We start from the raw sequence: 15,483 nt of genomic DNA, 5'->3' as shown, positions 1-15,483 counted from the left end.
GACGCCGGTACATACGCTGCATCTGCTGCCCTCCCGGCTGAAGCCGGTCCTACGGGATTTGACAAGTGAGAACAGGCCTACATCGGCGGAGTGAAACCATCCTTGCCGACCGCTACGCCACGGGCGGATTTGCCGTCATCGGCCGGGAACAGGACGATCTTCGCGCCGGCTTTCAATTCGCTGCGCTGACCCGGTTCAACATAGGCGATTGGCACGTCCTCGGGAACGACCAATTGCTTCTCTCCGCCTTTGTACAACACGGTCAGGGTGCGGCCATTGGCTTTGGACAACTTGCCAACGGTGCCATTGGTCATGGTGCCGGTGCTGCCGTCGGCGTTTTCCCAGCCGTAATGACCTTCGCCGCTGCCTTTGAGACTGGCTTCGAATACCGTGACTTCCAGCGCCTTCAACGAACCGTCGGCCTGGGGAATCGCGGCGGAACCAACGAAGCTGTCGGCCTTGATCGAATCCAGATCGGCTTTGGAGACCAGACGGATGCCGGTTTTGTCAGTGAGCGTGATGGTCTGGTGCTGACCGGCGCGAGTGGTATAGCTCAGAGTATCGGCCTGGACGCTGTCGACGGTACCGCGCATGGGTTTGACCACCGGCATGTCGGCGGCCTGGGTCATGACAGCGGCGCTGAGCAACAGCAGGCCGAACGTAGTGGACAGTGCAGTCTTCATGAGTGATTCCTTGGCAGGGTTTGAATGTGCAGATTTGAGACCGCAATCATCACCCCGCAACCGGCACTGAACCATGACCGGCGAATGACGTTTTTGTCATTCGCCACGGCAGCCGGATCAATGACAAAAATGTAACCGACAGCCCGCCAGCACTTGGTTAGACTTGCTTTCCACCCGGCGTGCTGCGCCTGAACAGGCGGAACCACCATGCACATCCTGCTCATCGAAGACGACACCAAGACCGGCGAGTACCTGAAAAAGGGCCTTGGCGAATCCGGTTATAAAGTCGACTGGACCCAGCACGGCACTGACGGCCTGCACATGGCCCTGGAAAACCCCTACGACCTGATCGTGCTGGACGTGATGCTGCCGGGCATCAATGGCTGGCAGATTATCGAAGTGTTGCGCGCGAAACAGGATGTGCCGGTGTTGTTCCTCACCGCCCGCGACCAGTTGCAGGACCGGATTCGCGGCCTGGAGCTGGGTGCCGACGACTATCTGGTCAAGCCGTTTTCCTTCACTGAATTGCTGCTGCGCATCCGCACCATCCTGCGCCGGGGCGTGGTGCGCGAGGCCGATCATTTTCATCTGGCGGATCTGGAACTGGACCTGCTGCGTCGCCGCGTCACCCGCCAGCAACAGGTGATTGTCCTGACCAACAAAGAGTTCGCCTTGCTGCACCTGCTGCTGCGCCGCGAAGGCGATGTACTGTCCAGGGCGCAAATTGCCTCGGAAGTCTGGGACATGAATTTCGACAGTGACACCAACGTCGTCGACGTGGCGATCAAACGCCTGCGCAGCAAAGTCGACCTGCCCTTCCCGGTCAAACTCATCCACACGGTGCGCGGCATCGGTTATGTCTGCGAGGTGCGGCCGTGCGGTCCCGACGCCAACCATCCCTGATCCTGCGCTCAAGCCTGGCCTTCGCGCTGGTGGCGATGTTTACCGTGAGCAGCGCGGGCTGGTATTTGTACGCCTCGATGAAACAGTCGGTGATGCAGCGCACCGACCACGCGGTACTGGCGCGCCTCGATCACTTTCGCAAACTGCTGCATTACGATCTGACCCTGGACAATCTCAAGGGTAGCCCGCAGTTGTTCGAGAACATGCTCGACAGCGAGGAAGATATTTTTGTCATTGGCGAACCGGGTAAGGCGCCGGTCATTTCCGTGAACCCGCAGCGCGCACCCTTGCCGGACCTTTCCGTGGTGCCGCAGGACATGCCGTTGCGCGACACCGATTTGCGCAGCGGCGTGAGCCAGCAAGGTGTGCCGTTGCGTGCGGCATCGGTCGCGGCGGTGTCCGGCGGGGTTGAGGTGCGCCTGACTGCCGCGCATTTGATGGTCAAAGAGATGGCCATGCTGGAAAGCTTCCGTCAGCGTATTTATGCCGCTACGACCCTGGCGTTCCTGATCACTGCCCTGCTCGGCTATGTCCTGTTGCGTCGCGGCCTGCGCCCGCTGCGGCGGATGACAGCGCACGCTTCGGACATCACCCCCGCGCGCCTGCATACGCGCCTCGACAATCAGGACACCCCGGTGGAATTGCAGCCGCTGGTGGATGCATTCAACGCCATGCTGGAACGGCTGGATGATGGCTATCAACGCCTGACGCAGTTTTCCGCCGACCTGGCCCATGAAATCCGCACGCCGGTGGGTTCCTTGATGGGCCATTGCCAGGTTGCGCTGCGCCAGTCGCGCAGCGTCGATGAATACCAGGCGCTGCTGGCGTCGAACCTTGAAGAACTGGAACGCATTTCGCGCCTGGTCGAGAGCATTCTGTTTCTCGCTCGCGCCGATGAAGCCCAGTCGGTACTTGAACGTCAGCCGCTGAGCCTGCAAGACGAATTGCAGCGGATTGCCGGATATTTCGAAGGCCTTGCCGAAGAGCGGCAGTTGAATATCCAGACGTCAGGCGATGGCAGCTTGCAGGCCGACCCGATCCTGCTGCGCCGGGCATTGAGCAATCTGGTGGCCAATGCGATTCGTTATGCCGACCCAGGCAGCGACATTCTGGTACGGGTCAAACAGCACGCTGGGCATTGGTTGATCGAAGTCGACAATCAGGGGCCACCCCTGGCCGAAGCGGCTTTGGGCAAACTGTTCGACCGTTTCTACCGGGGCGACGCCTCCCGCCATCAAAGCTCGGACTCCAACGGGCTGGGCCTGGCGATTGTCGCGGCGATCATGCATCTGCATGGCGGCCGGGTTGCAGTGGCGCAGCCGGTGGCGGGGAGGATTTGTTTTACGCTGGTTTTTCCCGGCTGAGCCTGCGATTCGTTGGAGCGAGGCTCGCCCGCGAATCAGGCGCCTCGGTGGATCAGATTCACCGCGTTATCGTTCTTCGCGGGCAAGCCTCGCTCCAACGGTGCCGGTGTTTTTCGCACCGGACCAATCACGCCTTCTTGTCGTGATTGATCGTCAGCTTGTAGAACGTCGCCGCGCCGCCTTCGGTGGCGTAGCCGGTGTTGTCCTGGGTATAAACCCCTGCCTTGAAATACAGCAGCTTGGTGCTCCAGGTCGCGTCGAGTTTGGCGTTCCAGACAAATTCCGAGGCATTGACCGTCAGATTGCCGGCCGGAGTCAGGTGGATGCTGTAGCTGAAGCGCTGATTCAAGGGGATGCCTTCGGCGATGATGACCACCTCGATTTCCGCCTCCGGGCTGCGGCGGAATTTAGCGACGATGTTGCCGGTCTGCAGTTTTTCCTTGAACTGATATTCCACCTTGAGCAGCGGCTCGGTGCTCTGGTAGCAGTGGATCTGACCGATCACGATCTTGCCCGTGGAAGGCACCTGATTGACCGTCAGCGCGGCCCTGAGGAAGTTGTCCGCCTGCGAGTACGTCCAGTTGTTGACGCTGCCGTCGGCCTTGGTTTCGCGCAACTCGGTCCTGGGATAGACCGCGTTTTCAGTGCGTGAGCCGGTGACTGGCGCCCAGAAAAACAGGGTGTTGCCCGAACGGAAATAGCCATCCTCATAACCGCCCAGCAGTTTCGGCGTATCAATCGTGGTGGCAGGTGTGCCGACCGGTACAGACAGGTTCCACATGGCGAGATCAATCATTGCGTACTCACGAGGTGCGCTGGCGCACCGACAAAGTGTCTATATCGGGCTGTTGCTGCCCATTGGCTTCGTCTCGGAGTATCGGCTGGATCTTCGGTTTAAATAGCGCCAACGACAGAGCTTTGGCGTCAATAAAACCACACACAAACTCAATGGCTATTATTTAGCCAGTATTTGAGTCGGAACTTGTACAGCTTCATTTGAATGGCAGTTGTTAGCCCACGAGGCCTCTAGGCCGGGGTCGCGCGTCAGTTTTTTGCTGTGGTAGCGTCGCTGATACATTTTCTGAGGGGTATTTTTCGCGGGAATTAAGACGAACGGTCGTATTTTTTTGCTTAAGAAAGGCACTTTTTTAACTTGTTACGGTCAGCCTGCGCACCGATGAGGCACAGGCTGACGGTTCAAGCGCTGTTCGCAGCGCTCAGTCAGCGAGGACGGGCGCTTCCAGACGCACGAAAACCGTGTACTTGCTGGCTTCCATGGCTTCAAAAGCGATCAGCTTCTGGATGAGCTGCTCGCTGAGCACTTTGCCGGCATTGAGCAACAGCATGCCGTTGTCGGCACTCAGGTTGCGTGCCAGCGCCATCCCCGCCTCCAGCTCGCGCGTGGTGAAGCCCTTGACCAACGGATCGCCCAGGGTCACGTCGCTCTGGTAGATGGCGCACACCTTGACGAAGTCCTCCAGCAAGCCTGGATCGTACAGACGCCCGCTGTATTTGCGGATGAAGGTCAGGGCTTCGTCGCTGTTCATCTGCCGTTCAAGAATCAAGCCATGCTGCAGTTCAATGAAATCCACGGCGAGCTTGAGCAGGCGCGAACCGAATGGAATGGCCTCGCCCTTGAGGTGGTCGGGGAAACCCGTCCCGTCCCAGCGCTCCTGGTGGTGAAGAATCAGCCGCGCCGCATCCTGCATCGGCTCCAGCGTCATCAGCACCGATTCGCTTTTCTTTGGATAGCTGCGATAGCGGTCGCGCTCGGTGTGATTGAGCAAGTCCGCCGGCGCACTCATCATGCTGTCAGTCCAGCTCAGCTTGCCGATATTGTGCAACGCCGCCGCCATGCTCAGGTCGCGCTGGCTGGCTTCATCCATGGGGTGGACCTGAGCGTAAGTGCGGACCAGATCGATAATCTGCCGATTGGTCTGTTTATCGTGCGGCAGGCGCTGGTTGAGCAGCACCGAGAAAACCTCAGTGCTGGTCGCGTAGCTGCGCTTGAGCTCGTCGTAAGCCAGATCGAGCATGTCGGCAGTCTGTTGCAGCTCGGAAGTACGCGCCGCAACGCGGTTTTCCAGGGTGATATTCATCGACTGCAAGGCTTCGTTCTGCACCTTGGTGAGCTTCTCAAGCCGTACCCGCTCCCGTTCCGAATGCTGATGCGCAAACAACTGGCGCAGGGTCAGCAGCATCTCTTCATCGTTCCAGGGTTTGCTGATGTAGCTGTGAATACGGCCTTCGTTGATGGCCTTGGCAATCATGTCCACGTCGGCGAAGCCGGTGAGCAGGATGCGCATGGTCGAGGGATAACGTTTGTTGATCTCGGCCAGCAACGTCGCGCCGTCCATGTTCGGCATGCGCGCATCGCTCATTACCAGATCAATACGCTGCTGCGCCATGATCTCCAGCGCCTTGGCCCCGCTATCGGCAAGGAAAAGGTTGTAGCCGTGAGAGCGAAGTAAGCGACGCAGGCTGCTGAGGATGAGTTCCTCGTCGTCTACCAGCAACACATTGGGCTTGAATTCAACCTCGGAACCAGATTGTTCGTCCATGTCGACACCTTGATTAGCATTTATTTGTGCGCGTTAAGTTCCATCGCTACTGGAGATAATGCGTTAGTCCATGAGCTTGGGGAAGGGCATTTATATTCGCCTGGCCGGCTCACTAAAATCCTGCGGCAGCCGACATACAGTTATCGGTCCGGCGCCCGGCCCGTCTGCGCCGCTTCCCGGAAGCTCTATTCCATTGGCACAGGACGCTATAGATGTCTTCATATGGATTGATTGTTGTCCTCGCCCTGAGTCTGGGCGTATCGACCGCCAGTGTCGCACTGCCCTTGAATGAGCCGCTCCAGCCGCTGCCTGATGTCGTGGTACAAGACCCGCAGCAGGTCGAACTGGGCCGCCAGTTGTTCAATGAAGTACGCCTTTCAGCCAATGGCACGCTTTCCTGCGCCAGTTGCCATCGCCTGGACCACGGCGGCGCCGACGACAAGTCGCTGTCGATTGGTTTTCAAGGCAATACGTTGTCGATCAATACGCCGACGGTGTTCAATGCGGCGCTGAATTTCAAGCAGTTCTGGAACGGTCGCGCCGATTCCCTGACGGCGCAGATCCATGAAGTGGTGCAAAGCCCGCAGGAAATGGGCAGTTCCTGGGAACACGTCAGCGCCCAGCTGTCCAGCGACACTCATTACCGGACAGCCTTTGCCGCCGCCTACACCGACGGCGTCACCATCGCCAACATCCAGCAAGCGCTGCAAAGCTATGAGCGCACCCTGATTACCCCCAACTCGCGCTTCGATCGCTACCTCAAAGGTGACACGGACATCCTCACCGTGGACGAAAAGTACGGCTATCAGCGCTTCAAGCAATACGGCTGCATTGCCTGCCATCAGGGGGTCAACATCGGTGGCAACATGTTTCAGAAGTTCGGGGTCATGGGTGATTACTTCAAAGCCAGGGGTAACGTCACGGACGCTGACCAGGGACGCTTTCTCGTGACCGGCAACGAGAGCGACCGCAACGTATTCAAGGTGCCGAGCCTGCGTAACATCGCGATCACTGCGCCTTATTTTCACGACGGATCAGCCGCTACCCTGGAACAGGCCGTCGACGTGATGTTCACCTATCAATTGGGCCGTGTCCCGACCGAGCAGGATAAATCGCTGATTGTGCAGTTTCTGAAAACCCTGACCGGTGAACTGGCAGGTAAACCCCTATGAAAATGTCCCGCCGCTCGAACGCCTCGCTGTTGGGTGCCGCAACCCTGAGCATCGCCGCGGTTCTGGTGTTTTTGTATTTCAATTCCATCTCCCATGAGACTTCCACCTACTTCGAGTCCCGGGACGTAATACGCCAGCTCAAACAGCTGGATGCCCACTGGGAAACGGAAATCCTCAAGTCGCGGATGGGCGTAACCCAGGATTACGACCTGCTGGTCGCCCCCCTTACGGAAATGAAGCGCCTGGGGGCCAGTTTCGAAACGATGCTGCACCTTGACCCCGGCCAACAAACCGACGAATGGAAAGCCCATCGCGATGTCTACCTGGCGGCTCTGGAACTCAAGACGGAGCTGGTGGAACAGTTCAAGTCCCACGATGCAGTGCTGCGCAACTCCCTGGCATTTTTGCCCTCGGCAGCGGATGACATTCAGTTTCAGCTGGCACGGGTTGAAGATCCCGTCTTGCTGCAGAACACCGCGACCAATATTTATGACCTGCTGTTGACCGGTCTGGAGTTCGCCCAGTCGGCAACGTCTGACAAGTCTGCCGAGATCGAAGTGGGGATCAATCGGGTGCGTGCGGCCAGTGATCTGCTGCCGGCGCCGCTCAGCGCCTCGATCAGCATCCTGCTCAATCACATCAACCTGATCCAGCGGGAACAGCCGTTCGTCAATGAGCTTCTGGGCCGCATCGCTGCAGTGCCCGTGGCGGAACGCCTGGATGCCATTAACCAGATGCTCAACGCTCATCAACAACAAGCCGTGGAAAAAGAGCAGCAGTACCACCTGTACTTGATCATCCTTTCGGCGGTGATGGCGCTGCTGCTGTTGTATCTGGTGCATCGTCTGGTGCGCAGCTACAAAGTGATCAACGACGTCAATAAAGCCTTGCAGGAAGCCAATGCGAGCCTGGAGCGACGGGTCGAGGAGCGCACGTGCGAACTCAGGAATGCGCAGACCGAACTGATGGACACTGCGCGTCAGGCCGGGATGGCGGAGATCGCCACCAACGTTTTGCATAACGTTGGCAACGTGCTCAACAGCGTGAACATTTCCGCAGAACTGGTGACACGCCGGGTTCGCGACAGCAAGTCTCGCGGCCTGGCCAAGGCCGTGGCGATGATGAACGAGCATGCGGCAGACCTTGGCAATTTCATGGCCCTGGACGAGAAAGGCAGGCTGCTGCCCGGTTACCTGAACCAGTTGGTGATCACCCTGGACATGGAACAACAGAGCATCGCCGAGGAGCTGGAACGTCTGACCAAAAGCGTGGACCACATCAAGGAAATCGTGGCGACACAGCAGTCCTATGCGGGCGCCGCCGACCTCGTCGAAACGCTGAGCATCACCTCCTTGCTGGAGGACGCCCTGCACATGAACTCCGGCGCCTTGACCCGTCACAGTGTCGCCGTGGTACGCGAGTACGGCAGCGTGCCGGAAATAATGGGCGACAAACACCGAATCCTGCTGATCATGATCAACCTGATCAGCAACGCCAAATACGCCATGACCCAGACCGACAATGCGGCACGCAAGATAACCCTGGCGGTGAACATTGTCGGGGGTACAACGCTGCGCATCTGCGTCAAGGACGAAGGCGAAGGTATCTCGCCGGAAAACCTGCCGCGTCTGTTTGTTCACGGATTCACCACCCGCAAGGAGGGCCATGGTTTCGGACTGCATAGCTGTGCGCTGGCTGCAGTTGAGATGAACGGGCAGTTGACGGCCCATAGCGACGGCCCCGGCAAAGGTGCCTCGTTCACCCTGGATCTCCCATTCAAGCCTGCCGCAGGTGCGCAATGAAAAGTCTCACTAACCGACGCATCCTTCTGATCGACGACACACCGTCCATCCATGAAGATTTCCGCAAGATCCTCACGCCCTCTGACGTATCCAATGAGGAACTGGACCTGATGGAGGCGGCCCTGTTCGGCAACGAAATTCCGGTGGTCGGCAAGCCGTTCTCGCTGGACTCCGCTTACGGCGGCGAGGAAGGATTGGCCAAGGTCAACGAGGCGCTGGCGCAGAATCTTCCCTACGCCCTGGCTTTCGTCGACATGCGCATGCCCCAAGGCTGGGACGGCGCCAAGACCATCGAACATTTGTGGGTGGCGGACCCGCGCCTGCAAATCGTGGTGTGCACCGCTTATACCGATTATTCCTGGGACGAACTGCTGGACCGGTTGCAAGGCCATGACCGCCTGCTGATTCTGAAAAAGCCTTTCGACAACATCGAAGTCCAGCAACTGGCCAACACCCTGACCAACAAATGGGAAATGGCCGAGCGCGCTTCGGTACAGATGGACTTGCTGGAAAACCTGGTCGAACGACGCACCGTTGAACTGACCCAGACCAGCGAAGCACTGCGGCGGGAAATCGACGAGCGAAAACTGCTGGAAAGCCAACTGGTGCAATCGGAAAAACTCGCCTCACTGGGCCAGCTGGCGGCAGGTGTTGCCCATGAAATCAACAATCCCATCGGCTTTATTTCCTCCAATCTGGGCACCCTGGAAGGCTACTTCAGCAAACTCCAGGAAATGCTCGATGCCTATCGCCTGGCGGAAAAAGCGATGCCGCCGGGACCGACTGAACAACAGTTGGCAGCCCTTCGTGAACAGGTGGAACTGGATTACCTGCTGGAAGACATCCCCGTGTTGATCGCGGAGTCCAAGGAAGGCATCAGCCGCGCCGGAAAAATCGTCAAGGATCTGAAGGCGTTCTCACGGGTGGATTCCAGTGAACAATGGCAATGGGCGAACGTGCATGACGGCGTCGATTCGACCTTGAACATCGCCGCCAATGAATTGAAATACAAGGCTGACGTGATCAAGGAATACGGCGACCTTCCGGAAATCGAATGCCTGCCCTCGCAAATCAATCAGGTGGTCATGAACCTGGTGGTCAACGCCGCACAGGCGATGGGTACGCAACGCGGCAAGATCACGATCCGCAGTGGCGTGGAGGACGATCAAGTGTGGCTGGAAGTGGCTGACAACGGTTCGGGCATTGCCCCGGAATCGCTGCAACGCATTTTCGACCCGTTCTACACGACCAAACCCGTCGGCCAGGGCACCGGCCTTGGCCTGTCGCTGTCGTACGGCATCGTGAACAAACACGGCGGGCATATCACCGTGCGCAGCGAAGTGGGCGTGGGTACCGCGTTCAAGGTCATGTTGCCGATTCATCAGACCGCAACAGCCTGATAACTTATTGGCGAATCAGGCACCGCGGTGGGCCAGACCTACCGCGTCATCGTTCTTCCCGGACAGGTCCGGTCCTACCGGGCCGATGCAAAACCGGTAGGAGGGGACTTGTCCCCGAGAAGCCAGCCCCGCCATCCTCAATCCACCTGACCCGCCTTCATTACCTGCGCCGACGCGGTTGTTGTTGAAGGCTTGCCCGCGAATCGGATTTTCAGGTGGCACGGTTATCGACTGAGATAAAGCCCTGGCGGACGCCCTCAATCGAGTAGCCAAACTATAGCCTCGCGAATGAATTCGCTCCTACAGATCAACCTGCGCGATCCTCATAAAAAAATCTCCCACCCGGCACTTCGGGGTTGACTGTAACCCTTTGTTACAGGATATTAATAGTTAGCAAGCTAATAATGTCTCTACGAACAATATCAACCCCAACTATTTCAACCCGGTCCATCTCATGTCCCTTGACTCACTGCAGATGAATATCAGCAGCGGCATGGTGGCTGCGTCGCGCCAATGGCGACGGATCTGCCAGAACACGCTGGTCACCTATGGCGTGTCCGAAGCCTGCGCTGGCCCTTTGCTGATGATCCTGCGCCTGGGCGATGGCGTGAATCAGGTCACTGTGGCCCATGCTGCCGGCATGGAAAGCCCGACGCTGGTGCGCCTGCTTGACCAACTGTGCAACGCGGGCATCGTCTGTCGCACCGAAGATCCGAATGATCGCCGGGCCAAAGCCTTGAGCCTGACCGAAAGCGGCAGAACCTTATCGCTGGCCATCGAAGAAGAATTGATTCGCCTGCGCCGGGAGGTCCTGAAAAACGTCGCTCGTGAGGATCTCGACGCGACATTGCGCGTCTTCAAAGCCTTTGCCGACGCGGCGCATCCGGACACAGCGGGGCCAGTTTGAAAGATTTCTTTGCGGGCGTTCCCCCGGCACGCGACTGGTTTTACGGCGTGCGCACTTTCGGCGCTTCGATGCTGGCGTTGTACATCGCCCTGCTGATGGAGATGCCTCGACCGTATTGGGCGATGGCTACGGTGTATATCGTCTCCAGCCCGTTTGTCGGCCCGACCAGTTCCAAGGCGTTGTACCGCGCCCTGGGTACGATGGCTGGCGCCGCTGCGGCAGTGTTTCTGGTGCCGATGTTTGTGCAGACGCCGTTTCTGCTGGCCGCAGTGATTGCGCTGTGGACCGGCACTTTATTGTTCCTGTCCCTGCACCTGCGCACCGCCAACAGCTACGCCTTGATGCTGGCCGGCTACACGCTGCCGCTGATCTCCTTTCCGGTGGTGGATAACCCGCAAGCGGTGTTCGAAATCGCCGTGGCGCGCACCGAAGAAATTTTCCTCGGCATCGTTTGCGCGGCGGTAGTGGGCAGCATGTTCTGGCCACGTCGCCTGGCGCCGGTCATGCAGGGCGCGACGGACAAATGGTTCAGCGATGCTTCGGCCTACAGCGATCGCTTCCTGGCCCGCACGGTCAGCGCGGAAGAAGTCGGCGCCTTGCGCGGTTCCATGGTCGCCACCTTCAACAGCCTGGAGCTGATGATCGGTCAATTGCCCCATGAAGGCGCGCGCAGCCAGACCGTGCGCAACGCCAAGGAACTGCGCGGCCGGATGATCCACTTACTGCCGGTGATCGACGCTCTGGACGATGCCTTGTGGGCACTGGACCGTCGCACCCCGGAACTGGTCGCCAATCTTGCACCGCTGCTGATCGACACCCGCGCCTGGCTGGATAACACGGCCAGCGGTTTGCAGTTTGAGCAGTGGCAACGCTTGCACCAGGAGCTTGAGCGCCTGCAACCCACGGCCGCGCAACTGGACGACCGGCGTCAATTACTGCTGTCCAACGCGCTGTTCCGTCTGGGCGAATGGATCGATCTGTGGCAGGACTGCCGCACGCTGCAACACGCGATCAAGACCGACGACCAGACGCCATGGCGCGCGGTCTATCGCCATTGGCGGCTGGGGCGAATCACGCCGTTCCTGGATCGCGGGCTGATGTTGTATTCGGTGACGTCGACTGTGCTGGCGATCATCGTCGCCTCGGTGCTGTGGATTCTGCTGGGATGGCCCGACGGCGCAGCGGCGGTCGCACTGGCAGCGGTGTCGTGCAGTTTCTTCGCGGCCATGGACGACCCGGCGCCGCAGATCTACCGGTTCTTTTTCTGGACCATGCTCTCGGTGGTCTTCGCCAGCCTGTATCTGTTCGTGGTCCTGCCCAATCTGCATGATTTCCCGATGCTGGTGCTGGCGTTTGCGGTGCCGTTCATTTGCGTCGGCACGCTTACCGTACAGCCGCGCTTCTACCTCGGGACGCTGCTGACCATCGTCAACACCTCGTCATTCATCAGCATTCAAAGCGCCTACGACGCGGACTTCCTGAACTTCGTCAATTCCAACCTGGCCGGTCCCGTCGGGCTGTTGTTTGCTTTTGTCTGGACCCTGGTGGTGCGGCCGTTCGGCGTCGAACTGGCGGCCAAGCGTCTGACCCGTTTCAGCTGGCGCGACATCGTGGCGCTGACCGAACCGGCAACGTTGGCCGAGCACCGCGCCATGGGCGCGCAGATGCTCGACCGCCTGATGCAGCATTTGCCGCGCCTGACGATTACCGCGCAGGACACCGGCATTGCCCTGCGCGAGCTGCGTGTGGCGTTGAACCTGCTGGATCTGCTGGCCTGGTTACCGCGGGTTCATGCCGCCCAGCAAGTGCTGGTACGGCAGGTGGTGGATGAAGTGGGCGGTTATTTTCAGGCCTGCCTGGATGCCGGCGAACGACTGCCGGCTCCCAAAGGTCTGCTGATGACCATGGACCGCGCCCGTCGCGCCTTGAGCGCTGAAGACCTCGGCGACGAACCGGCTCGCCCGCACCTGCTGCACGCCTTGAGCGGCTTGCGCCTGGCATTGTTGCCCGGTGTCGAGATCGTCCACCCGGCGGCGGAAACCGAAGAACAACCTCCCTATGGCATTGACGGAGCACCTCTATGATCGGTGATCTGGACATCAGCGGGGTGTTCGTCCCCACCTTCCTGGCGCTGATGGGCATCACGTATTTGCTGTTTCTGGTGGTCCACGCTGGGTTGTCGCGTGTCCACTTTTACCGCCTGGTCTGGCACCGGGCATTGTTCAACGTAGGTCTATACGCTTTGCTCCTCGGCGCCGTGGATACTCTCAGTCGATACCTGATGAAATGAAAAAACCTCTGCTGACACTGGGCCGTGTGGTCCTGACTTTGCTCGTTGTGGTCTTCGCCGCCATCGTGGTCTGGCGCATGGTCATGTATTACATGTACGCCCCGTGGACCCGCGATGGGCATATCCGCGCCGACATCATCCAGATCGCCCCGGACGTTTCCGGGTTGATCCAGAAAGTCGATGTGAGCGATAACCAGTCGGTAACCAAGGGCCAGGTGCTGTTCACCATTGATCAGGACCGCTTCCGCCTGGCCCTGCGCCAGGCGCAGGCAACGGTCGCCGAACGCCAGGAAACCTACGAGCAGGCCCGTCGCGAAAACAAACGTAACCGTGGCCTGGGCAATCTGGTGGCCCGCGAGCAACTGGAAGAAAGCCAGTCCCGTGAAGCCCGCGCCTTGTCCGCGCTCAATGAGTCGCAAGTGGCCGTGGACGCTGCACAGCTGAACCTGGATCGCTCGGTGATCCGCAGCCCGGTTGACGGTTACCTCAACGACCGCGCACCCCGCGCCCATGAATTCGTCACCGCAGGCCGCGCCGTGCTGTCGGTGGTGGACGGCACGTCCTTTCACATCGATGGCTATTTCGAAGAAACCAAACTCGACGGCATTCATATCGGCCAAGGCGTGGATATCCGCGTGATCGGCGACAACGCCCGGCTGCGCGGCCATGTGGTGAGCATCGTCGCCGGTATCGAAGACCGCGACCGCAGCAGCGGCTCGAACCTGCTGCCTAACGTCAACCCGGCGTTCAGCTGGGTGCGGCTCGCGCAGCGGATTCCGGTGCGTATCGCCTTTGATGAAGTGCCAGCCGACTTCCGCATGATCGCCGGGCGTACCGCCACAGTGTCGATCATCGACGACGCGCAGACGCATTCCACCAGGGAGCCCGCGCAATGAAACACCTCACGCGCCTGACAACGGTCGGGCTTGGCTTGCTGTTGTCGGCGTGCCAGGTCGTCGGCCCGGATTACAAGCTGCCCGCAGACGCGGCCGTTAATCGTGCGGATTTGCAGGGCGAACTCGCGGGTAAATCGGTCAACACCATTTCCGCGCCGGTGCCCACCGATTGGTGGCGGTTGTATCAAGACCCGCGCCTCGATCAGTTAGTGCAACAGGCCATGGCCTCCAACACGGACCTGCGCATCGCCGCCGCCAACCTGCAACGCGCCCGCTATCAGACTGCCGAGGCTCAGGCCGCAGGCGGTTTCAGCAGTGGCGTGAAGATCGGTGCGGAACGTCTTCAGGAATCGGGCGAGGCCTTTCTCCTGGCGGACAAAGTGCCGGTGGGCAATGTCGGTAACGTCGGGATCACCACCTCGTATCAATTCGATCTGTTTGGCACCTTGCAACGCGGCATCGAAGCGGCGAACGCCAATGTCGACGCGACTCAGGCAGCGGCCGATACGGCGCGCATCACCCTGGTTGCCGATGTGGTGCGCGCTTATACCCAGGTGTGCGCCGCCAACGAAGAACACGACATCGCGCTGGAATCCCTGGACCTTCAGCAGCAAGGCGTGACGCTGACGCAGCGCTTGCGTGATGCCGGTCGTGGCGATGAAACCCAGGTCACCCGCTCGCAAACCCAATTCAAATCCCTGCGCGCCGAGCTTCCACGCTACGAAGCACTGCGCCAGGCCGGGCTGTTTCGCCTGTCGATGCTGCTGGCCAAGCCGCTGAACCAGCTGCCAACAGGCGTGGCGACCTGCAACGAGTTGCCGCATATCGCGCAAGTGATGCCCGTGGGCGATGGCGCCGCATTGCTCAAGCGTCGGCCCGATGTACGCCAGGCCGAACGCCGCCTTGCCGCTGCCACTGCGGAAATTGGCGTGGCAACCGGCGAGTTGTATCCGGACATCAGCATCGGCGCGACGGTTGGCACCGTGGGCCTGCTGGAAAACCTCGGCAAACCCGCCACCAATCGCTGGGGATTCGGCCCGCTGCTGAACTGGACCATCCCGTCCAACGGCTCCCGCGCGCGGATTCATCAGGCCGAAGCCTCGACCCAGGCGGCGCTGGCCCGCTTCGACGGCGTGGTGCTCAACGCCATCCGCGAAACCCAGACCGGCCTGGCGCAATACACCGCCTTGCTGGAACGCCGTGACGCCTTGGCCGATGCCGAACAATCCGCCAAACAGGCCGCCGACCAGACCCACCGCTTCTTCCAGGCCGGTCGCGAATCCTTCCTCGCCGACCTGCAAGCCACCCGCACCTACACCGACGTCCGCGCACAACTGGCGACGGCCAATACTCAAGTTGCGATGGGGCAAATCGACCTGTTCCTGGCGTTGGGCGGTGGCTGGGAGACTGCGGGCAAGGTGGCTGGGAAATAAGGCCGTATTCGGGAACCCTTTGCCCATTTCAGTGCCACACTCCTCATCATTCATCCAATTGCAGGGGTTCCC

At 59.7% G+C, this 15,483-nt stretch carries 13 protein-coding genes; 10 read left to right on the top strand and 3 right to left on the bottom strand.

All coding sequences use genetic code 11. The features are described 5' to 3' along the window. Positions 1-77: 77 nt before the first annotated feature. A complete protein-coding gene (locus tag AFK24_RS12355; RefSeq protein ID WP_065833500.1) occupies positions 78-683 on the bottom strand; it encodes a hypothetical protein in 606 nt (201 codons plus the stop codon). A 207-nt stretch (positions 684-890) separates the two neighbouring features. Between AFK24_RS12355 and AFK24_RS12345 the strand changes: the two genes are divergently transcribed. Continuing rightward, complete coding sequence (locus AFK24_RS12345; protein WP_065833498.1) at positions 891-1,586, top strand: heavy metal response regulator transcription factor; 696 nt, start codon at positions 891-893, stop codon at positions 1,584-1,586. A 35-nt stretch (positions 1,587-1,621) separates the two neighbouring features. Beyond that, positions 1,622-2,950 carry a heavy metal sensor histidine kinase gene (locus AFK24_RS12340; protein ID WP_065833534.1) on the top strand — a complete coding sequence of 443 codons (1,329 nt, stop codon included), beginning with the start codon at positions 1,622-1,624 and terminating at the stop codon, positions 2,948-2,950. 127 nt (positions 2,951-3,077) lie between these two features. Here the strand turns inward: AFK24_RS12340 and AFK24_RS12335 are convergent, their stop codons facing one another. Both AFK24_RS12335 and AFK24_RS12330 read right to left on the bottom strand, forming a co-directional pair. Continuing rightward, positions 3,078-3,746 (bottom strand): polysaccharide lyase family 7 protein, encoded by a 669-nt coding sequence (locus tag AFK24_RS12335; RefSeq protein WP_065833497.1) that lies wholly within the window; start codon positions 3,744-3,746, stop codon positions 3,078-3,080. 421 nt (positions 3,747-4,167) lie between these two features. After that, positions 4,168-5,511: an HD domain-containing phosphohydrolase gene (locus AFK24_RS12330; RefSeq protein WP_065833496.1), complete on the bottom strand. Its 1,344-nt coding sequence runs from the start codon at positions 5,509-5,511 to the stop codon at positions 4,168-4,170. A 212-nt stretch (positions 5,512-5,723) separates the two neighbouring features. Here AFK24_RS12330 and AFK24_RS12325 point away from each other — a divergent pair, with 212 nt between their 5' ends. The 8 genes from AFK24_RS12325 to AFK24_RS12290 all read left to right on the top strand — a co-directional run bounded on the left by AFK24_RS12325 (position 5,724) and on the right by AFK24_RS12290 (position 15,411). Continuing rightward, complete coding sequence (locus AFK24_RS12325) at positions 5,724-6,683, top strand: cytochrome-c peroxidase (RefSeq protein WP_065833495.1); 960 nt, start codon at positions 5,724-5,726, stop codon at positions 6,681-6,683. Beyond that, complete coding sequence (locus AFK24_RS12320; RefSeq protein ID WP_065833494.1) at positions 6,680-8,485, top strand: DAHL domain-containing protein; 1,806 nt, start codon at positions 6,680-6,682, stop codon at positions 8,483-8,485. Before AFK24_RS12325 ends, AFK24_RS12320 begins: the two co-directional genes overlap by 4 nt. Continuing rightward, on the top strand, positions 8,482-9,885 hold the full coding sequence (locus AFK24_RS12315) for an ATP-binding protein (RefSeq protein WP_065833493.1): 1,404 nt from the start codon (positions 8,482-8,484) through the stop codon (positions 9,883-9,885). The genes AFK24_RS12320 and AFK24_RS12315 overlap by 4 nt, the downstream gene beginning before the upstream one ends. Before the next feature lie 454 nt (positions 9,886-10,339). After that, on the top strand, positions 10,340-10,792 hold the full coding sequence (locus AFK24_RS12310) for a MarR family winged helix-turn-helix transcriptional regulator (protein ID WP_065833492.1): 453 nt from the start codon (positions 10,340-10,342) through the stop codon (positions 10,790-10,792). Further along, positions 10,789-12,876: an FUSC family protein gene (locus AFK24_RS12305; protein WP_065833491.1), complete on the top strand. Its 2,088-nt coding sequence runs from the start codon at positions 10,789-10,791 to the stop codon at positions 12,874-12,876. Before AFK24_RS12310 ends, AFK24_RS12305 begins: the two co-directional genes overlap by 4 nt. Continuing rightward, the gene (locus AFK24_RS12300) at positions 12,873-13,082 is read left to right on the top strand and encodes a DUF1656 domain-containing protein (RefSeq protein WP_020288749.1); all 210 of its coding nucleotides are present in this window, start codon (positions 12,873-12,875) and stop codon (positions 13,080-13,082) included. Before AFK24_RS12305 ends, AFK24_RS12300 begins: the two co-directional genes overlap by 4 nt. Beyond that, positions 13,079-13,978, top strand: coding sequence for an efflux RND transporter periplasmic adaptor subunit (locus AFK24_RS12295; protein WP_065833490.1), 900 nt, complete (start codon positions 13,079-13,081; stop codon positions 13,976-13,978). The genes AFK24_RS12300 and AFK24_RS12295 overlap by 4 nt, the downstream gene beginning before the upstream one ends. Next, positions 13,975-15,411: an efflux transporter outer membrane subunit gene (locus AFK24_RS12290; protein WP_065833489.1), complete on the top strand. Its 1,437-nt coding sequence runs from the start codon at positions 13,975-13,977 to the stop codon at positions 15,409-15,411. The genes AFK24_RS12295 and AFK24_RS12290 overlap by 4 nt, the downstream gene beginning before the upstream one ends. Positions 15,412-15,483: the final 72 nt, after the last annotated feature.

Origin of the sequence: Pseudomonas syringae (genome assembly GCF_001698815.1) — a bacterium.
GTDB classification, from domain to species: Bacteria; Pseudomonadota; Gammaproteobacteria; order Pseudomonadales; family Pseudomonadaceae; genus Aquipseudomonas; species Aquipseudomonas syringae_A.
This window is presented reverse-complemented; position numbering and strand designations above follow the sequence as displayed.